Source organism: Pseudomonas sp. CAM1A (assembly GCF_047501685.1).
GTDB lineage: Bacteria > Pseudomonadota > Gammaproteobacteria > Pseudomonadales > Pseudomonadaceae > Aquipseudomonas.
This window is the reverse complement of sequence record NZ_JBFNXP010000009.1, coordinates 202,363-221,778: the sequence shown is the minus strand read 5'-3', so window position 1 is coordinate 221,778 and position 19,416 is coordinate 202,363. Positions and strand designations below refer to the sequence as shown.

General features: G+C 66.5%; 13 protein-coding genes. 8 read left to right on the top strand and 5 right to left on the bottom strand.

From position 1 onward, the window contains the following. The first annotated feature begins 182 nt into the window (after positions 1–182). On the top strand, positions 183–2,288 hold the full coding sequence (locus ABZO33_RS20720) for a condensation domain-containing protein (RefSeq protein WP_414537535.1): 2,106 nt from the start codon (positions 183–185) through the stop codon (positions 2,286–2,288). Positions 2,289–2,441: 153 nt separating this feature from the next. Here ABZO33_RS20720 and basC read toward each other — a convergent pair whose 3' ends face one another. Both basC and ABZO33_RS20710 read right to left on the bottom strand, forming a co-directional pair. Further along, a complete protein-coding gene (gene basC, locus ABZO33_RS20715) occupies positions 2,442–3,761 on the bottom strand; it encodes a putative histamine N-monooxygenase (protein WP_414537534.1) in 1,320 nt (439 codons plus the stop codon). A gap of 75 nt (positions 3,762–3,836) precedes the next feature. Then, the gene (locus tag ABZO33_RS20710; RefSeq protein ID WP_414537533.1) at positions 3,837–8,123 is read right to left on the bottom strand and encodes an amino acid adenylation domain-containing protein; all 4,287 of its coding nucleotides are present in this window, start codon (positions 8,121–8,123) and stop codon (positions 3,837–3,839) included. A 128-nt stretch (positions 8,124–8,251) separates the two neighbouring features. On the opposite strand from ABZO33_RS20710, the gene ABZO33_RS20705 reads away from it, so the two are divergent. The 7 genes from ABZO33_RS20705 to ABZO33_RS20675 all read left to right on the top strand — a co-directional run bounded on the left by ABZO33_RS20705 (position 8,252) and on the right by ABZO33_RS20675 (position 16,553). Continuing rightward, positions 8,252–9,424 (top strand): isochorismate synthase, encoded by a 1,173-nt coding sequence (locus tag ABZO33_RS20705; protein ID WP_414537532.1) that lies wholly within the window; start codon positions 8,252–8,254, stop codon positions 9,422–9,424. A 26-nt stretch (positions 9,425–9,450) separates the two neighbouring features. Beyond that, positions 9,451–11,052 carry a (2,3-dihydroxybenzoyl)adenylate synthase gene (locus ABZO33_RS20700; RefSeq protein ID WP_414537531.1) on the top strand — a complete coding sequence of 534 codons (1,602 nt, stop codon included), beginning with the start codon at positions 9,451–9,453 and terminating at the stop codon, positions 11,050–11,052. Positions 11,053–11,069: 17 nt separating this feature from the next. After that, complete coding sequence (locus ABZO33_RS20695) at positions 11,070–11,936, top strand: isochorismatase family protein (protein WP_414537530.1); 867 nt, start codon at positions 11,070–11,072, stop codon at positions 11,934–11,936. Beyond that, the gene (gene dhbA / locus ABZO33_RS20690) at positions 11,903–12,685 is read left to right on the top strand and encodes a 2,3-dihydro-2,3-dihydroxybenzoate dehydrogenase (RefSeq protein ID WP_414537529.1); all 783 of its coding nucleotides are present in this window, start codon (positions 11,903–11,905) and stop codon (positions 12,683–12,685) included. Before ABZO33_RS20695 ends, dhbA begins: the two co-directional genes overlap by 34 nt. An 80-nt stretch (positions 12,686–12,765) precedes the next feature. After that, positions 12,766–14,061 (top strand): histidine decarboxylase, encoded by a 1,296-nt coding sequence (locus ABZO33_RS20685; protein ID WP_414537528.1) that lies wholly within the window; start codon positions 12,766–12,768, stop codon positions 14,059–14,061. A 421-nt stretch (positions 14,062–14,482) separates the two neighbouring features. Then, positions 14,483–15,550 (top strand): GNAT family N-acetyltransferase, encoded by a 1,068-nt coding sequence (locus tag ABZO33_RS20680; RefSeq protein ID WP_414537527.1) that lies wholly within the window; start codon positions 14,483–14,485, stop codon positions 15,548–15,550. A gap of 88 nt (positions 15,551–15,638) precedes the next feature. After that, positions 15,639–16,553, top strand: a complete 915-nt coding sequence (locus tag ABZO33_RS20675) for a fatty acid desaturase family protein (protein ID WP_414537607.1) — start codon at positions 15,639–15,641, stop codon at positions 16,551–16,553. Positions 16,554–16,681: 128 nt separating this feature from the next. On the opposite strand, the gene ABZO33_RS20670 is transcribed toward ABZO33_RS20675, so the two are convergent. The 3 genes from ABZO33_RS20670 to paaY are packed head-to-tail and all read right to left on the bottom strand — an operon-like array spanning position 16,682 to position 19,240. Beyond that, positions 16,682–17,647 carry an RHS repeat-associated core domain-containing protein gene (locus tag ABZO33_RS20670; RefSeq protein WP_414537526.1) on the bottom strand — a complete coding sequence of 322 codons (966 nt, stop codon included), beginning with the start codon at positions 17,645–17,647 and terminating at the stop codon, positions 16,682–16,684. A gap of 10 nt (positions 17,648–17,657) precedes the next feature. Next, entirely contained in the window at positions 17,658–18,581 is a 924-nt protein-coding gene (paaX, locus tag ABZO33_RS20665) for a phenylacetic acid degradation operon negative regulatory protein PaaX (protein WP_414537525.1), read from the bottom strand. Positions 18,582–18,640: 59 nt separating this feature from the next. After that, positions 18,641–19,240, bottom strand: coding sequence for a phenylacetic acid degradation protein PaaY (paaY, locus tag ABZO33_RS20660; RefSeq protein WP_414537524.1), 600 nt, complete (start codon positions 19,238–19,240; stop codon positions 18,641–18,643). Positions 19,241–19,416: the final 176 nt, after the last annotated feature.

Genomic DNA, 19,416 nt, shown 5'->3' with positions numbered 1-19,416 from the left:
TTCCTTTGACGTGCGCCAATCTAGATGATAATTATTTGCATCTTTCTCACCATAACGAATCCCCGGGATTCACGCAATGCACCCCTGTGGTGCGAACCCTCTGCGCGGCCACTCACCGTGATCCACGGATGGCAGTGAAGGCCGACGCGGGCCTTGAACGATTGAACAGCAGGAAGCTAACCATGTTGGAACGCAACACCACCCCACCCTCACCCCAGAACCTGGATGAACACGAGGAGCTCGCCTGGTTCGCCCAGCAGCAGCAACCCGAGCAGTTGCACCGGCAAGTGGGCGCGTGGCGCCTTGGCCCCAGGGCTGACCTGTCGTTGCTGGCCCTGGCCGTGCAGGTGGTGGTCGAGGCCACGCCGGGCCTGAACAGCCGCTACCACTTCAGCGACGACGGCGACCTGTATAAGACCCAGGAACCCGGCTGGTACCCGTGCCTGCGTATCGAACGGAGCGCGGCCGAGGGCATGGACGCCCTGCTGCGGGCGCGCCAGGCGGCGCCCTGGGATTCGGCCACGCAGCCGCCGTTCGAGGCCCTGCTGCTGGCCGGCGAGCAGCAGGCTGCGCTTGGTCTGCTCTGCCATGCGGTGCTGCGCCAGTCGCCGCAAGCCCTGCTCGAACGTATTCGCGCCGCATACGACGCCCAGGCCGGCGACCAGCCACTGGAGCTCGAACCGTTGTCGCAGGCGCCCTCGACGGACATCGCGCAACGCATCCTCGACGCGTTCCGCCAGGCATTGGCGGAGCCTGGCATGACCCTGGACGACGACTTCTTCGACATGGGCGGCCATTCGCTGCTGGCTACCCGGATCATCGGGCGCTTGCAGGGCGAGCACGGCATCGAACTGCGCTTCAGCGACTTCTTCGGCTCGCCCAGCGCGTCAGCACTGGCCACCCGCGCCAAGCTGAGCCAAGGGCAAGCCGGCCAGGCCAGCGACCCGGCCGGGGATATCCAGCAGGCGCCGATGGCCCTGGCCCAGGCGTCGTTGTGGCGCGCCTGCGCGGCCTTCGACTACGGCACGATCTTCAACCTGCCCTTTGCCCTGGACTTCCACGACCCGGTGGACGAGGCGCTGCTGCAGCAGGCCTTCAGCGATCTGCTGGAGCGCCACGCCAGCCTGCGCACCACCTACCACGGCGAGGGCGACAGCGCCTGCCAGCGCATCGTGCCGCTGGCCGAGCTGGGCCGCTACACGTGGTTCTGGAACAGCGCCGAAAGCGCCGGCGCGAGCCTGGCCAGCGAGGCGAAGCACCGCTTCGACCTGGCCCGCGAACTGCCACTCAGGCTGCGCATGCTGCGTGACCCGCACAATGGCCACCAGGTGCTGTCGTTCCTGGTCCACCACATGGCCATCGACGAGTGGTCGCTGAACGTGATCATGGCCGAACTGGCCGAGGCCTACCTGGCCCGCGCCCAGGACCAGGTGCCGCAATGGCCGGCGGCGGCGCGCAGCTTCCACGCGTTCGCCCTGGCCCAGAGTGCCCAGGGCCCGAACCCGCGCCACCTGGCGTACTGGACCGAGCTGCTGCGCGAGGCCACCCGTGGTCTCGCTTTGCCCGCCTGCGACGACGCCACGCTGCTGCCCGCCGACCAGGCGACCACCCGCGCGCGCTGGCTGGAGCTGCGCCCCGAACCCGGTGTGCTGGAGCAACTGGGCGCCAGTGCCCGGCAGCACCAGTCGTCGCTGTTCAGCGTGATCTACACCGCCATCGCCCTGTCGCTGCACAAGCTCGGCAACCTGTCAGACCTGGTGATCGGTACCTCGGCCTCGGGGCGTACCGACCCTGCGTATTTCGACACTGTCGGCTACTTCACCACCATGGTCGCCCACCGCGTGCAGTTCGCCCCCGAACAGTCGCTGGCCGGGTTGCTGGGCGAGGTGACGCGGATGATCAACGACTCGATGGCCTATGCCGACGTGCCCATGGAAACCATCCAGCAGGCGTTGGGCATGACCCCCGCCGAGGGGCTGATGTTCGATGTGTATGTGCAGATCCACGCTAACAACGCCCTCAATGGTGCGTTGCAGGCGCCCGATGGCCGGGCTATCCGCTACAAGCAGATCGACCCCGACAAGAGCGAGTCGATGTTCGGCCTGCAGTTCGAGATCATGGAAGATGTGTTCGATGGCCAGCGCTCGCTGCGCCTGGTGGTCACCTACCGCAGCGATCGCTACAGCGCCGCCCAGGTCGAGCGCCTGTGCGCGATGATTTCGGCTGCGTTCGGGGTGCTGGCCGAGGTGGATGGCGGCCGGAGGGCGCTGGACGACGTGGAGTTGTAGCAACCCGGGGGCGCTTTGCGCCCCTTTTCCCGATACAGGGAACGGTGTCTGCGTGGGAGCGGGCTTGCCCCGCGATCACCGGCGAAGCCGGTGCCATGCATGGCATCGCGGGGCAAGCCCGCTCCCACGCAGTCCTGGTTAAAGCCCCATCGTTCAGTCCTGCGGCAAGCCATAGCGCTGGAACGACGAGCGCTGCGGCACCCGGTACTGCGCCCGGCCCAGCAACTGGTTGAGGATCACCGCATTGCGCACTGGCCCCAGCCCCAGGTCTGGCGAACCGACGCCATGCTGGAAGATCTCGGCGTTCTGCACGAACACCCGGCCACTGCCGCCATCACAGCGCTGCGCGGTGAAGTCCTCGCCGACGATGCAATCGCCGTGCGCATCGGTGGCCAGCACTGAACCCTTGAGCTGCTCGAACCACTGCGGCCAGGCATGGGCATAGCCGGTCGCTGCGACGACCGCGTCGGCCTCCAGCGTTGCCCGTTGCTCCAGCTGGCTATGCCGGAAGGTCATGCGCAGCCCCGCCGAGGCCAGGTCCTCGACCGTCTCCACGTCACAGCTGGACAGCAGCGTCAGCCCAGGCTCGCGCCCGCCGATGGAGCGCTCGTAGATCAGGTCGTAGATTGCGCCGATGGTGGAGAAACTGATGCCTTTGTACAGCAGGCCCTGCTGGGCGACGATCTCGCGGCGCTTGTCCCGGTCAAGTGTGTGGAAGTAGTTCATATAGGCCGGGGTGAAGCACTCCTGGCCAAGCTTGGAGTACTCCATGGGATGGAAACCGCCCGAACGGGTGATCCAATGGATCGACGCCCCCGCCTCCACCTGCTCCGGCGTCAACGCGTTGAACAACGCCAGCACGCACTCCGCAGCACTCTGCCCGGAGCCGACCACCACTACGCGCCGGCACTGCTCCAGTTCGCCCTGGCGCTTGCCGAACTCCGCCGAATGCAGCACCGGCGCCTGGGTGCGGGTACGCGCCCAGGCCGGCAACCATGGTTGGGTACCCAGACCGATAGCCAGGTCGCGGCTGCTGTAGCGCCGTTCCAGGCCCGACACCGACACGCTGTCGATAACGAAGCGTTCGCTGGCGTTGTCGTAGCGCACACCCGTGACCTCTTCGCCGAAATGGCAGCCCGGCAGTTGGTCCGCCGCCCAGCGGCAATAGTGATCGTACTCGCGTCTGGGTACCTGGAAGTGGTCGTAGTAGTAGAACTGGAACAACCGGTCGTGCTGATGCAGGTAGTTGAGGTAGCTCAGCGGGTGACACGGGTCGGCCAGGGTTACCAGGTCGGCGAGGAACGGCACCTGCAAGGTGGTGCCCGGCAGCAGCAGCCCCTCGTGCCAGCGGAATTGCGCCTTGCGCTCAAGGAACGCGCAGCGCAGGTCCGGGTGGCGCGACAGCAGCGCGGCCAGGCCCAGGTTGAAAGGTCCGACGCCGATACCGGCGATATCCAGGTGTGCGATGTCCATATGCTCGATGATTTCCCAAGAACGATGATTGGCGCCCAGGGCCAGGCCCAGGGCGAGTGATTCAGGCCGGTGGTTTCACACGGGGGCGGCGACCAGCAGGCGCTCGACCTCTTCCACCGTGCGGCACGGCAGCAACTGCGCGGGCAACAGGCGTACCGCGAAGGCTTCGCCCAGGCGTGCCGCCAGGGGTTTGAGGTGCTGGGGGCGCAGGCCCATGGCGAGGAAATCCCGAGCCGGTTGCGTGGCGCCGAGCACCTGCTGGTAGATCGCCAGCACCTGGGCGCAACGCTGCGGGTCACTGGCCGTCGGGGCCGGCGCCGGCTCGGTTTCGCCTTCCAGCAAGGCGCCGGCGCGTCGGCGGTCCGGCTTGCCGTTGGCGGTCAACGGCAACTCGGTCACTTCGACAAAGCGCGTGGGCACGTGGGACTGCGGCAACAGCGCCCGGGCATGCTCGCGCAACGCCACGGCGCCGGGCGGCGCATCATGGCGCCGCACATAGAGCGCGCCGATGCAGGCTTCGCCCTGTTGCGTGTCGCCATAGTCCACCACCAGCACCTGCTGCACCGCCGGGTGGCGAATCAGCTCGATCTCGATGTCCGGCAGCGACACGCGCACGCCGCGCACCTTCACGTGGCCATTGACCCGGCTGTCGAACAGCAGCACGCCATCCTCGCGGTAGCGGCCACGGTCACCGGTACGGAAGGCACGCACTGGCGCGCCGTGCTCGTCGAGCACATTGACGAAGTCGTTCTGCACCAGCTCGCCGTCCTCCAGGTAGCCCAAGGCCAAGCCCACCCCACTGGTGTGGATACGCCCGGCGACGCCCTGCGGGCAATGCGCGCCGTGCTCGTCCAGCAGCCAGTAGCGGTTGCCAGGCAACGGCCGGCCGTAGGGCACCTTGGCCAGGTCCTGATCGCCGATCTCGTGCCAGATGCTCCAGATGGTGGTCTCGGTCGGGCCACCCAGGGACACCAGCCGCGCCTCGGGCAGTTGCTCGCGCAATTCGGCGACCACCGCCGGCTTGATATAGTCGCCCCCCTGGGCCAGCAGGCGCAGGCTGCTCAGCCCGTCGCCCTGGCGGCAGGCCAGGAGCATTTCGAGGATGGCCGGCACTGAGCACCAGAGGCTTACGCCGTGCTGCCTGACCAACTGGTTCCAGCGCAGCGCATCCTTTTCCTCGCCGGGCTCGGGCAGCACCAGCGCCGCGCCTGCGCACAGGCTGCCGAACACGTCGAACAGCGACATGTCGTGGTGCAGCGGCGTCACCGAGATGAACACATCGTCGCGGTTGACCTGCCACTGCGCCAGGGTGCTGCCGATGACGTTGGCGGTGGCGCGGTTGTTCAGCACCACGCACTTGGGCTTGCCGGTGGTGCCGGAGGTGTACAGGTAATAGGCCGGCGCGGTGCTCGCCGACAAGGACGCCAGGCCAGTCAGGTCCAAGGCTGCCGGCGGGCTGGCCAGCAGTGGCGCGGCTGTGTCGACCACCAGCGCCGGCTGGCAGTTGTCCAGCAGGTAGCGCAGGCGCTCCTCGGGCGCCGCCGCGTCGATCGGCACCCAGACCAGCCCGCTCAGGGCGCAGGCCAGGGTCGTCATGGTGTGCTCCGGGCCACGTGGCAGGCAGATGGCGACCACCTGGTCGGGGCGCAGCCCGCGGGCCTGGAATGCCCCGGCGATGCGCTTCACACCCTCCCCCAGTTCGGCATAGCTGATGCGCCGCTCGCCGTGCAGCAAGGCGATGCGCTCATTGTCCGGGCCGAACAGGTTGTGGGCGATGCAGCCGAGGAAGTCGACCGGCTCGGCCTGCGCCTCGCTGCTGTTCAGGCGGTAGTGGCCAAGGTCGATGAACTGCCGTGCGTGGACTTCGAATGCAGCCTGCCCGGCCAATTGCGCCACCGCCTGGTTCAGGGCCGCGAGCAACTGCCCGACCCAGCGGCCATCGACTGCTTCGCGGGCATAGTCGATCTCGAACGCCAGTCCGCCCTCGGCGGTGTTGCAGAAACGGATGTCCATGGCCACCTGCGGCGTCTGGGTCAGGCCCGCGCTCAGGGTCATGGGGCCATCGACCGCGCCCACCGGCCAGGACAGGCCGTTGGTCAGCACCACCGGTAGCGCCGGGCCCGGGCCGTTGCTGTCATACAGCAGGCGGGCCAGGTCCACGCCGGAGAACGCCAGATGCTGCAAGCCCTCCAGCACATCGGCCTGCAGGCGTTTGGCGCGCTCGGCCAGGCTGGGCAGGCCGCGCTGCCAATCGATGGCGATGAAACTGGAGCGGTTGGCAAATGCGCCGTCCTGGGGTGGCGCCACCGGCACCGCCACGCACAGGCTGCCTTCGTCGAGCCAGTGGCCGAGCACTTCCAGCACCACGGCCATGATCGTCGAGTTCTTGAACAACCCCTCACGCGCACCGGCGCGGCTCAACGCCTTGAACGCCGGGACGGGGATTACCTGGCGCTGGCGGACGTATCGGGCCACGCCGACCTTGTCCAAGGCTTGGCGCCACGGCAGCCTTGGCGCGCCGTCGACCTCCGCCAGCTTTGACTTCCAATACTCGGCATCGGCCTTGCGCACCTCGTTCTGCGCTTCGACAGCCGCCGTCGGCTCGCTTGCTGTCAGCGGCTGGCACTGCCCGTCGAACAGTTCGACCATCAAGGTGGCGATGGAGCGTCCATCGAGGATCAGCGCATCGAAACGCACGAACACCACCAGCTCGCCCTGCGGCAGCTGGAAGGCGGTGACATTCCAGGGCGGCCCGGCCAGGTCGAACAGCGCATGGGCATAGGCTTCACGGCGGGCGTCGAGCTGCGCCTGGGCCTGCTCGAATGTGAGGGTACGCAGATCGATTTCGTCCAGGTTGACCTGGGCCTGGTCGCTTACCGACTGGGTCAGTGCCTGAGCGTCGATGCGGGTGCGCAGGCTGCCATGGCGGCGCACCATGTCCATGAGGCGGCTGCGCAGCAGCGCCAGGTCCATGTGCCCGCGGTACTCGCGAAACTCCTGCATGGCCACGCCGCCCAGCGGCAGGTGCTCGCCACGCCCCAGCAGGTAGGCCTGCTGCAGGGCGTTCAGTGGTCGATCCCGGCTGGCCGCGATCGCCAATGGCTGGTGCAGCGCGCCCGTGTCGGCGGCAACCGCCACGGCCAGGGCGATGAAGCGCTCGAACAGGCCCTGGACCCAGTCGGCTGGCAGTGCGTCCAGGCGCACATCCCAGTTGACCAGCAGGCCGCCGTCGACCTGGGCCACCTGCGCATCCAGGGCCACCTGCGGACCTTGGGAGATCACCCAGTCCATCGGCCCGAACACCCGGCCTACTCGCTCGGAGAACAGCTCGCCGCCAGGCAGGTCCAGCCCTGCGGTGAACACCACCGGGGCCAGTTGCGGCGTGCCGTGATGGCGCGACAGGTCGCGCATCAGGTCCACGCCCGGATAGGCGCTGTGCGCCAGGCGCTCGACCAGTTGCCGATGCAGGTCCCGGCACAGCGCGGCAAGGCTGGCGACGCCGGTGAAGTCGACATCGACCAGCACCAGGTTGGCGAACTCGCCGACGATACGTTGCACGGGCTCCAGCAGCGGTTCGCGCCAGAACACCGGGACGTTCAGGCGCAAGCGCCGATCGCCGGTGTGCTCACCCAGGGCAGTGGCGAACAGCCCGAGCATCAACGCCGACGAGGTGATCCGCTGCGCCCGCGCCGCGTGCTGCAAGGCACGATACTGCGCAGGTTCAAGGCGAGCGGCAAAGCGCTCGCTGCGTGCCGGCCCTGGAGGGAGCAAGGGCAACGTGGGCGCCGGGGCGAGCTGCGCCAGGCGTGCTCGCCACCAGGCGCGGTCGCGGCTGCGGGCGGCACGCAGGTCGGCATCGGCACGCACCTGGTCCAGCCAGTCGAAGTAGCTCGGTGTGGTCGGCAGAATGTTTTCAGGCGTGTCGTACAGCCGGGCCAGGTCTTCCATCAGCACCCGGAAACTTGACGGGTCCAGCGCGATCATGTCGGTGTCCACATGCAGCCGGGTGGCATTGCCCGGCAGCAGGCTGAGGCCGAAGCGCGCCCCCTGGCCGGCGCCCAGGTCCAGGCGCTGATGGCTCCACTGCTGACGTTTCTCCAGCAGGCGCCGCTCTGCGGCCGGCGCGTCCAGATCGCTGAAATCCTCCAGCTCCAGATGGCCGCGCAGCACCTCGTCGATGCGCTGCCGACCCTGCCCGTCGATGCGCAGGCTGAGCATCGGGTGCGCCTGGTACAGCCCCTCAAGTGCGCCGGCAAGCCGCGCCACATCGATGGCCTGGCCATCGAACTCGGCATACAGGTGCGCGCTGACGCCACCCAGTGCCGCATGTGCATCCCGCCCGATCCAACAGGCGGCCTGCATCGAAGTTAACTCTCTCATCGCTTACCCGCGTAGTTGACAAATCCATGTGTTTCGCGTCCTCATATTTACTAACGAGAATGATTATATTTCAAGGTTTTCTTTCTCACCCATCGCCAAGGAGGCAATCCATGAAGACAGGCACCCTGCGTTTGCAAGACAGGGACACCGTGCCGCTCAGCCAAGAGGACTCGAGCTTTTCATTCACATCCGGCGACCGCGAGCTGAGCGTCAGCGGCCTGCGCGAGCGTATCGACACCCCGGCCCACGGCAGCCACCTGCCCGGTGGCGCGCTGCGGCGCAGCATCGACCAGGCCTTCGAACGCGCCCGCCAGGCCGGGCAGGACAACCCGATCGTGGTCGGCGCCATCCCTTTCGACACCAGCCAGGCTTCGAGCCTGTACGTTCCCGAGGCCTATACCTGGCAGGCGCGCACTGCAGCTTCTGCACAGGGCGGCACGCTGCCGGCACTGCTCAGCCAGGCCAACATCCCCGACGAACACGGTTTCAAGCGCGCTGTGCGCCACGCCATCGTCAACTTCCAGCACAGCGATGTGCGCAAGGCCGTGCTCTCGGTGCAACGCGAACTGCACTTTGCCGCGCCCGTGGACCCGGCTCAGGTGCAGGCCAACCTGAAGGCGCTGAACCGCGAGGGTTTCCACTTCCGCGTGCCCCTGGCCGACGGCTCCACCCTGCTGGGGGTAAGCCCGGAACTGCTGGTGCACAAGCAAGGCAGCGCCTTCGTCAGCAACCCGCTGGCCGGTTCCGTGCGACGCATGGCCGACCCCGAGGCCGACCGCGGCAACGCGCAATGGCTGGCGGCGTCGGAGAAGGACCACTACGAGCACCGCCTGGTCACCGAGGACATCGCCCAGCGTGTCGGCGAGCTGTGCAGCCACCTGCAGGTCCCCGAGCGGCCGTCACTGATCAGCACCGCCGCGTTGTGGCACCTGTCCACGCGCATCGAGGGCGAACTGGCCTCGGCCGATATCGACGCCCTGCAACTGGCCTGCCGCCTGCACCCGACCCCCGCCGTGTGCGGTTACCCCACCGAGCGCGCCCGCCAGCTGATCCGCTTCGTCGAACCCTTCGAGCGTGGCCTGTTCACCGGCATGGTCGGTTGGTGCGACGCCCAGGGCAACGGTGAGTGGGTGGTGACCATCCGCTGCGGCAGCTTCAGCGGCCAGCGCGTGCGCCTGTTTGCCGGTGCCGGCATCGTCGAGGCCTCCAGCCCCGACAGCGAATGGAACGAAGTGCAGACCAAGCTCGGCACCATGCTGCGTGCCTGCGGCCTGGACCATTGACCTCAAACCCGCTTTCCGAGACCTTCATGACTATCGAATTCACCCCCTGGCCCGCGGACCGGGCGCAGCGCTATCGCGCCGCCGGCTACTGGAACGACCAGCCGCTCAGCCAGTTGCTGATCGCCCGCGCTGCCGTGCAGCCGCAAGCCCCGGCGATCCTCTGCGGCGAACGCCGCATCAGCTACGGCGAACTGGACCGCCGCGCCTCCAACCTGGCGTCGCGCCTGGCCGCCCACGGCCTGGGCCAGGGCGACACGGCACTGGTGCAGTTGCCCAACGTCGCCGAGTTCTACATCGTGCTGTTTGCCCTGTTCAAGGCCGGCATCGCCCCGGTCAATGCGCTGTACAGCCACCGCCAGCACGAGCTGGGCGCCTTTGCCCGGCAGATCCAGCCGGCCCTGCTGATCGCCTCGGCAGAGCATGAGGTTTTCTACAATGACGCGTTCCTCGACGACATGGCCAAGGAAGGCCTGCGTCCGAAGCTGACGCTGATGCTCGATGCCCTCGACGACTGGAGCGCCAGCGCCGATGTGCGCGGCACCCACTACGCGCCCAGTCCGTCCGGCGAGGTGGCGCTGTTCCAGTTGTCCGGCGGCAGCACCGGCACCCCCAAACTGATCCCGCGCACCCACAACGACTACGCCTACAGCGTGCGGGCCAGCGCGCAGATCTGCGCCCTCGACAGCGACACGCGCTTTCTCTGCGCGCTGCCCGCCGCGCATAACTACACCCTGAGTTCCCCCGGTGGCCTGGGCGTGCTGCACGCCGGTGGCTGCATCGTCATGGCGGCCAACCCGGAGCCATTGCACTGCTTCGCCCTGATCGAGCGCCACGCCGTGACCATGGCCGCCCTGGTGCCCAGTGCCGTGGCCCTGTGGCTGCAGGCCGCCCCCGGGCACGCCGCCAAACTGCGCAGCCTGCGCCTGCTGCAGGTCGGCGGCGCCAGTTTCGCCGAGGCCTTGGCGCGCCAGGTTCCCGAGGTGCTGGGCTGCAAGCTGCAGCAGGTATTCGGCATGGCCGAGGGCCTGGTCAACTACACCCGCCTGGACGACAGCGACGAGCAGGTATTCACCACCCAGGGCCGGCCGATCAGCGAGCTGGACGAGGTGCGCATCCTCGACGAACAGGGCCAGCCGGTCGCCGACGGCGAGCCGGGCATGCTCGCCACTCGCGGCCCCTACACCTTCTGCGGTTACTACAAAAGCCCCGAACACAATGCCCAGGTGTTCGATCAGGACGGTTTCTACCACTCCGGCGACATCGTCCAGCGCGGCGCCGACGGCAACCTGCGGGTGGTCGGCCGGGTCAAGGACCAGATCAACCGTGGCGGCGAAAAGGTCGCCTCGGAAGAGATCGAGAACCTGATCGTCATGCACCCCGACGTGACCCACGCCGCCCTGGTGGCGCTGCCCGACGAACTGCTTGGCGAGAAGAGCTGCGCCTTCATCGTCTCGCGCAACCCGCAACTCAAACCGATCGCCCTGCGCCGCCACCTGATGGGCCTGGGCATCGCCGAATACAAGCTCCCGGACCGGATCCGGCTGATCGACGCCATGCCGCTGACCGCGGTGGGCAAGATCGACAAGAAGCAACTGCGCGCGCTGCTCGCCGTTGCCACGACCGCCTGACCGTCCAAGGACTCGACATGACCATTCCAACCATCCACGACTACCCCATGCCGCAACCGGCCAGCTATCCGGCCAACAAGACCACCTGGCAACCCGACCCGGCCCGCGCCGTGCTGCTGATCCACGACATGCAGCGCTACTTCCTGCGCTTCTACCAGCCCGACGGTGCCCTGCTCACCGCGCTGGTGGACAACCTGTCGCGGCTGATCCAGTGGGCTCGCGCGCAGGGCATCCCGGTGGTCTACACCGCCCAGCCCCATGAACAACCACCCGAGGACCGCGCCCTGCTCAACGCCATGTGGGGCCCGGGCCTGCCGGCTGCCAGCCCCGAACAGCAACCGATCATCGACGCCCTGGCACCGCAGCCTGGCGACACGGTGCTGACCAAGTGGCGCTACAGCGCCTTCCAGCGCTCCGACCTGCTCGAACGCATGCGTGGCTGGCAGCGTGACCAACTGCTGATCGGCGGCGTGTACGCCCATATTGGCTGCATGATCACCGTCGCCGATGCCTTCATGAACGATATCCAGGCCTTCCTGGTGGGCGACGCGGTGGCTGACTTCTCCGAGGAGGAGCACCGCCTGGCCCTGAAGTACGTGGCCACACGCTGCGGCCATGTCACCGACACCGCCACCCTGCTGACCCAACCGGCGGGCGTGACCACCCGCGACTGGCTGCACGGCCGGGTGCGGCAGATGATCGAGGACGACAGCGAGCTCGATCCTCAGGAAAGCCTGATCTTCTACGGCCTCGACTCGCTGCAGGTGATGAAACTCGCCGCCGAGCTCAAGCAGCGTGGCATTGCCGTCAGCTTCGAGGAACTGGCCAACGCGCCGACCCTGGATGGCTGGTGGTCGCTGGTGCAAGCGCGGGGGGCCGCCTGATGGCCATGGCCCGCTTCACTGGCCGGCGCGTGCTGGTCACCGGTGCTGCCAGCGGCATCGGCCGCTGCGTGGCGCAGCAGTTTCTCGACGAAGGCGCCGAGGTGATCGGCCTGGACTGCGAGGAGGCCGATGTACCGTTCCCGCTGCTGCATGTCGACCTGACCGACCCGGCCGACGTGCAGCGGGTCTGCGACCGCCTCAAGGAACAGGCGCAGTACCTCGATGTGCTGGTCAACGTCGCCGGAGTACTGCGCCTGGGGCGCAGCGACGAGGTGTCCTGCGAGGACTGGCAGCGTTGCCTCGACGTCAATGCCAGTGCGCCGTTCTACCTGATGCGCCAGTGGACCCCGGTGTTCCGCCGCCAGCGGCGCGGCGCCATCGTCAACGTCGCCTCCAACGCCGCTCATGTGCCGCGCCTGAACATGGCCGCCTACTGCGCCTCCAAGGCCGCGCTGGTCAGCCTCAGCCACTGCGTGGGCCTGGAGCTGGCGCCCTATGGCGTGCGCTGCAACGTGGTTTCGCCGGGTTCGACGCGCACGCCGATGCTGGCCGGCATGCTGGGCGACCCGGCGCTCGAGCGCCAGCTGGTCGACGGCTTGCCTGAGCAGTTCAAGCTCGGCGTGCCGCTGGGCAAGATCGCCACGCCGGACGACATCGCCCAGGTGGTGCTGTTTCTGGCCTCCGAACAGGCCGGGCACGTGACCCTGCAGGACATCGTGGTCGACGGCGGCGCCACCCTGGCCGCCTGAGCCAAATGCGGCACTGACAAGGATTTTCACCCGCACCGCGCTCGGCCCTGGTTGGCCGAGCGCGCACCATGGAGCTGGACATGACATTCTCACCCGCCGACCACACGCGTCTCGAGGCTTTCTGGCAATACTGCCTCACCCACCAGTACTTCAACGTCGGCTACCCCGAGTCGGCCGACTTCGACTACAGCCTGCTGCACCGCTTCATGCGCTTTTCCATCAACAACTGCGGCGACTGGAACGAGCCCAGCAACTACCTGCTCAACTCGTTCGACTTCGAGCGCGAAGTGATGCGCTTCTTCGCCGAGCTGTTCCATATCCCCTTCGAGGACAGCTGGGGCTATGTCACCAACGGCGGCACCGAAGGCAACATGTTCGGCTGCTACCTGGCCCGCGAGCTGTTCCCCGACGCCATCCTCTACTACTCGAAGGACACCCACTATTCGGTGGCCAAGATCGTCCGCCTGCTACGCATCAAGGCCCAGGTGGTGGAATCCCAGGCCAATGGCGAGATGGACTACGACGACCTGGTCGCACGGATCGCGGCCGACGGCGAACGCCACCCGATCATCTTTGCCAACCTCGGCACCACCCTGCGCGGCGCCACCGACAACATCGCCACCATCCAGCAGCGCCTGGCCCGGGCCGGCATCCGCCGCGAGGACTACTACCTGCACGCCGACGCGGCCCTGAGCGGCATGATCCTGCCCTTCGTCGACGCCCCCGAGCCCTACTCGTTCGCCGATGGCATCGACTCGATCTGCGTCTCCGGGCACAAGATGATCGGCTCGCCAATGCCCTGCGGCATCGTCGTGGCCCGGCGCGGCAATGTCGAGCGCATCTCGGTGGAGATCGACTACATCAGCGCCCGCGACCAGACCATCAGCGGTTCGCGCAACGGCCATACGCCGCTGATGATGTGGGCCGCCCTGTGCAGCCGTTCGCCGGGCGACTGGCGCCAACGCATCCAGCGCTGCCTGGACCTGGCCCAGTATGCGGTGGACCGGCTGCGGGCGGCCGGCATCGAGGCCTGGCGCAACCCCAACTCGATCACCGTGGTATTCCCCTGCCCCTCGGCCAGTGTGTGGAAACGCCATTGCCTGGCCACCTCGGGCGATACCGCGCACCTGATCACCACCGCCCACCACCAGGACAGCCAGCAGATCGACGCACTGCTCGACGAGGTGATCGCCGACCTCAAGGCCCGCGACAAACCCGCCACCCGGCCCCCTCTGCAAGGCCCCCTGGTGAACGGCCTGGGCAGTCGCACCCAGCTCTACAGCACGGCTGGGCAGCCCCGGCCGGAGCCATTGCCGGGCCATGCCAGGCCCGGGCACGGCAGCAACCTTGCCCGCCTCAAGGACAGTGATATCTGAACGCCTGGTCGTCTTTACAACCCTTTACATGTAAGCCTTCTCCTACAGCGTACCGCCCAGGGACATGGCGTGCCGAAAAACAGGGGGGCGGGCCTGCCCGCCGTCTCGGCATCCTGGCGGCGCAGCCCGTTGCTGACGCCGCCTCTGCTCGTTTGACGGCTCATGGCGTGGCTCTATAGTCCGTTTCCTGGCAGCAGCAAGGATTTGCGCTGGCCTTGGACCAGAACCCGCCATGTACAGGAGTCGCATGATGGCCATGCTCACGGATGACGCACGCTCGCCTCAACCGCTACACCAACCACCCTGCCGCGCCCCCCTGCGACGACTTCTGCGTCACTGACCCCTGCCCCGCCACGTGCCCGTGACCTGCCCTGGGCGGTCACCGCTTTCGTTCGCCTTCAATAAAGACAAAAGGTGCGTCATGACTGCGACCCGTTCGCCGCAAACGGCCGTTGCGCCGTTGCCGGAAACCGAATCACTGCGCTATCGCCCGGCCAACCCCACCGATATCGAAGCCCTCGCCGCGCTGTTCCAGCAGGTCTATGGGCAGACCACCCACCCCTGCCAGAGCCCGGGCTATATCCGCCACTCCATGGGCAGTGGCCAACAACAGTGGTTCGTTGCCGAGGCCGAGGGCCAGCTGCTCGGTTGCTGCTGCATCGCCCGTCGCCCCTGGAACCGCTCGTGGGAAGTCTGCCATGGGGTCATCCACCCCGATGCGCGCAGGACCGGCGCCATCTCCAGCCTGATCCGCCTCGGCTTCGAGAGCCACCAGCCCGAGCCCGTGGAACTGGGCTTCTACATCACCCGCAACATCGCCAGCCACGGCGTCATGAACAAGATCCGCCCCGCCGTGCTGGTGGGGCATGACGGCGGCCCGGACACGGTCGACGGCCTGCGCGAATATCACCTGACCGCCATCCAGCCGGTGCTCCAGGCCGGCTTTGTCCATGTTGCGCCCTGGTACGTGACCACTCGCGCCGCCGACTTCGTCCGCCGCCTGCTCTACCCCGCCCTGCGGCTCGGCGTCACCCCAGGCAGCTACCCGGACACCTTTCTGAGCGGCCCCACCGGCGCCGAACGCCATGGCCAGCTCAGCTACACCCACGATCCCCAGACCGGCGCGCTCATGCTGTCGGGCCAGTGCGGTCGCTACCTGTCGAGCCAAGCCGTGCTGGCGGAGCTGGGCGCGCTGCTGCGCCAGCATGCGCAGGCGGAGTACGTCAGCCTGGTGATCCTGGCCGACAAGCTGGAGCTGTTGGCCAGCCTGCGCCGCCTGGGCTTTGCCATCACCGCCTACCTGCCGGCCTGGCACCTGGAAAACGGGGCGCGCTACGACTGCATCCAACTGGTGTTCCAGGACTTCGCCGTGGCGCCGCGCAGCCACGGCTTCGACGACGACATCGCCCGTTTCGACCTGGCCTACGCGCACCTGGCCAACAACCTCTGCAGCCTGACCCCGGCCCCGGCTTCCCGGGCCGCCAGCTAACCGATCGGAGTTTCAGCAAGTGACCAAGGACCAATGGCTTAGTGTAAGAAAACAGATCCCCGACGGCGCCCGGGAACCCTGGACCGTGATGCTCTGGGTTGCCGACCTGCTGCTGCTGGCGGTGGCCTGGAACCTCTGGCTCGCCGACTCCACCGCCCTGCAGTTGCTGGGCCTGGCGCTGGCAGGCCTGGCCACCGTGCAGATCTACCTGATCATGCACGAGGCGACCCACGGCGCCGCTTCGGCCAACCGCCGCTTCAACGACTTCATCGGCCACTGCAACGGCTGGCTGATCGCCTTGCCGTTCCTGGTCCGCCGACGTTTCCACATGGCCCACCACACCTGGACCGCGCACCCGCTGAACGACCCGGAGAACCGCGGCATGATCGAGCGCTTCTCGGTGATGACCAAGAAGCAGGAACGCACCCTGGAGTTCGTCTGGAAGCACTGGATCCCGATGATCGCCGCCAACCATTTCCTGCTCAACTGGCGCGCGCCATTCATCGCCAAGGCCAATGGCGACAGCTCGCCGCGGATTCTCAAGGAGATCCGCTTCGCCCGCCTGTACCTGGCCGGCTACCTGGCGGCGGCCGTGCTGGCCTGGAGCCTGGGGCACCTGCTGGACCTGGTGCTGTTCTACCTGATCACCTGGGTGTTCCTGTTCTTCATGGTCGAACTGCTCAACCTGCCGCACCACGCCGAGGCGCCACTGCTCGCCCGCGATGCCGATCGCCTGCAGTTCTGGGAGCAGGATGGCGTGTCCCACGACTGCAAGAGCCTGCCACTGTGGTCGCGTTTCGTGATCCTCAACTTCAACCTGCACATCGTCCACCATGCCTTCCCCTCGGTGCCCTGGTACCGCCTGGCCAAGGTGCAGAAGCTGCTGGGCGAGCATGAGCTCGGCCATGCGCCGTCGCAGACGCATGAATGGGAGTTCGCGGTGAAGAACCGGCGCCGGCCGTTGTTGCAACTGATGGGGCATTTCTTCGATCAGCGGGGTTGAGGGTCGGGGCCAAGAATGGGGCGCAACGCGCCCCAAACGATCATCAGCAACAAAATATCGATTGGGCGCATACTGCAATCCCAAACTTTCCCGCGATGTGCGCCCTCATACTCCCGCAAGTCGTCCCGTCAGGTTGGTATTCGACTAAGAACGCTTTTCAACACGGCTGGGTGGCGCGGGCTCAGACTGCCGCGACAGTGCAGACAATCAACAGAGCTGTACATGTGGTCGCTCTCACGCAGTGAGGACAAGAGAGCCTCCAACGTGATCGGACTATTGATAAGCACAACGTCCACCTGATGGACCTCAGCCATTTTTTGAATCGGCGCTCTGAAGGCTACTCTTTCTGATTCCGATATGGTCTCGGTGGACGCCTTGTTTCGGACCAGTTCCTTCAATTCATAATTTGGAACCTTTGCCCCCGATTTATAGCTCTGTACCACGGGGCGAGTGCCATTTACGAAATTGGGGATTGAGTTCACGCTGTCCGGGTCATTGTCGACCACGGCCCTGTATCTGTTTTCGGTAAAGAAATTTGTTTCCGCATCCCATGGATTCAGAAAGCTCTTTGAAGCCTTGTGCCCTGGCCCCTGGGACACGGATTTACCATGAGAAATGACTTTCAACTTCCCACCCGCTGAGGTTGCCCCTGCGTACAGAGTGTAGGAGCCAGGCACATGACCGCTCGGATCGATGCGGTTGACTGGATCCCCACCACAGTATGCATAGGCATTGATTCCACCGGCACCAAACGGGCTGAAGCTGTCAGGCGAGCCAAAGCGCATCAGCCGAGGGTTGTAATGCCTATAGCCGTTACCTAGCAAATAGACACCCACATTCGTCTCACAATACTGGCCGGTGAAGCCGAGCCGGGCTGAACTCTGGCGATTGTCGCCATAGACGGTGTGTCGATTCGCTTGGTCATTGGAGAGCAGGATCGAACCTTGCCGGTCTGTGGCCAGGATCGAGGGGATGCTTTGTGGATGCCGCAACCGAGCCCGACTCATGGTAGAAGCGCTGCCTGCCGTGGGTATGCAGGCAATCCTTGCAACGGATCGCAACGCTGGCAACTGGCAGAATTGCCAGGTCGCCAACGCCCTCGACTCAACCAAGCCCACCAAAGCGCTTGAAGTAACTCTCGTTGGCATCCGGCAACGGCCCGTCTGCCGTTTCCAGCGCGCTGGCCAGGTAGTCTTCCGCCCTGCCCTGCACCAGCCGATACAGGTTGCGGCACAGCTGCCGCGCCGCGCGCCCTTCCCAATCCCCCGGCAACAGCTCATCGGGCAACTGCGGATCACGCAGCAGCAGGCGGCGGTACTCGTGGATCAGCAGCGTGCGCGCCAGGAAGCAGTCCTGCGGGCTTGGCGCGTCCAGGTCCTTCATGGCCTGCCACAGCGGGCGGAACAGGCGGATGAACTCACTGTAGTGCTGGCCCAGTTCCTCGATATTCCAGCTTTCCCGCACCTGGGCGCGCAGGGCCTTGGAGGCCAGCACTTCCTGGGCGAGGGTCTCGAAGACGATGCAGTCGTCCTCGGCATCCTGCTCGCGCAGGGTGGCAGCCAGGTCGGCACGGTCGGTGCGCGGGCAGCCCAGCAGGTTCGCGCCCATGACGCCGAAACCTTGCCACTCCAGCTCTTCACGCACGGCCTTGCGCTTGGTGGCGTCGAGCTGGGCCAGCAGCACCAGGGTCCAGGCGCCGTTCCAGGCCGGCAGGCTGGCACTGTAGACACGCTTGAAGGCTTTTTCGAAGCGCCGCCGGCCGGTGCCGGTGAGGCTGTAATAGCTGCGTCGGCCGACCTTTTCGGCGGTCAGCCAGCCTTCCTTGGTCAGGCGGAAGATCGAGGTGCGGATCAGCCGCTCGTTGATGCCCATCGGCTCCAGCAGGTTGATCAGGCTGCCCAGCCAGACCGTGCCGCCGTGGGGTTCGATGGCATCGCCGTAGAGGGTGATGATCAAGGAGCTGGCGCGGATCGGCGTCTGTTCCTGGAAACGGGTGATCAGGTGATTCAGGGGGGCAAGGCTGCTCATGGGGGAACGAGGCGCGGCTAAAGCCTCGACTATACCTGCCTGCCGCGACCGCGCAAGGCTCATGCACCGCCCTCGGCCTTGGGCCTGAAGCCGGAGTCGCCCATGCGCGGGCGGTCTTGCTCCGGCGCGGTCAATGGCGGGCATTCCACCAGCGCGCTCAGGCAACGCCGGGCAAGGCTGTGGTATTCGGCGGTACCGCGCTGTTTCCAGGCCAGCTCCTGGTCGCTGAGCGAGCGCTTGGCCACGGCCGGCGCGCCGACCACCAGGTGTTGCGGCGGGCATTCGAAGCCCGCCTTGACGAAGGCCGTGGCGGCGACGATGCAGCGCGGGGCGATATGCGCACCGTCCATGACCACCGCGTTCATGCCGACCAGGGCATCCTCGCCGATCCGGCAGCCGTGCAGCACGGCGCCATGGCCGATATGGCCGTTGCGCTCGACCACCGTGTCGCCGCCGGGAAAACCGTGCATCACGCAGGTGTCCTGCAGGTTTGCACCCTCTTCCAGGATGATTCGCCCGAAATCGCCGCGCAGTGAGGCCAAGGGGCCGATGTAGCAGTTTGCGCCGACCAGCACGTCGCCAATGAGCACGGCGCTGGGGTGTACGTAGGCACTGGGATGCACCACGGGGGTCAGGCCGTCGAGGCGATAGCAGGGCATGGGTTTGGCTCTCGATATGATTCAGAAGACTTGTCGATCCTGTATCATATCAAATCACTTAGTCAATGCCTTGCTGGTGTATCGCTTGCTTCACAAAGCTTCAGGTCAGTGCAGACTTCGTCGTGAGACAAGCCCGCTCCTACAAATCATAGCGAGAGCGAGGCTGTGTGGGAGCG

What these genes read in the sequence shown, in the direction of transcription:
- ABZO33_RS20720 (WP_414537535.1), top strand. Translation starts at nt 183, where the DNA reads ATGTTGGAACGCAACACCACCCCACCCTCACCCCAGAACCTGGATGAA.
- basC (WP_414537534.1), bottom strand. Translation starts at nt 3,761, where the DNA reads ATGGACATCGCACACCTGGATATCGCCGGTATCGGCGTCGGACCTTTC.
- ABZO33_RS20710 (WP_414537533.1), bottom strand. Translation starts at nt 8,123, where the DNA reads ATGCAGGCCGCCTGTTGGATCGGGCGGGATGCACATGCGGCACTGGGT.
- ABZO33_RS20705 (WP_414537532.1), top strand. Translation starts at nt 8,252, where the DNA reads ATGAAGACAGGCACCCTGCGTTTGCAAGACAGGGACACCGTGCCGCTC.
- ABZO33_RS20700 (WP_414537531.1), top strand. Translation starts at nt 9,451, where the DNA reads ATGACTATCGAATTCACCCCCTGGCCCGCGGACCGGGCGCAGCGCTAT.
- ABZO33_RS20695 (WP_414537530.1), top strand. Translation starts at nt 11,070, where the DNA reads ATGACCATTCCAACCATCCACGACTACCCCATGCCGCAACCGGCCAGC.
- ABZO33_RS20685 (WP_414537528.1), top strand. Translation starts at nt 12,766, where the DNA reads ATGACATTCTCACCCGCCGACCACACGCGTCTCGAGGCTTTCTGGCAA.
- ABZO33_RS20680 (WP_414537527.1), top strand. Translation starts at nt 14,483, where the DNA reads ATGACTGCGACCCGTTCGCCGCAAACGGCCGTTGCGCCGTTGCCGGAA.
- ABZO33_RS20675 (WP_414537607.1), top strand. Translation starts at nt 15,639, where the DNA reads ATGCTCTGGGTTGCCGACCTGCTGCTGCTGGCGGTGGCCTGGAACCTC.
- paaX (WP_414537525.1), bottom strand. Translation starts at nt 18,581, where the DNA reads ATGAGCAGCCTTGCCCCCCTGAATCACCTGATCACCCGTTTCCAGGAA.
- paaY (WP_414537524.1), bottom strand. Translation starts at nt 19,240, where the DNA reads ATGCCCTGCTATCGCCTCGACGGCCTGACCCCCGTGGTGCATCCCAGT.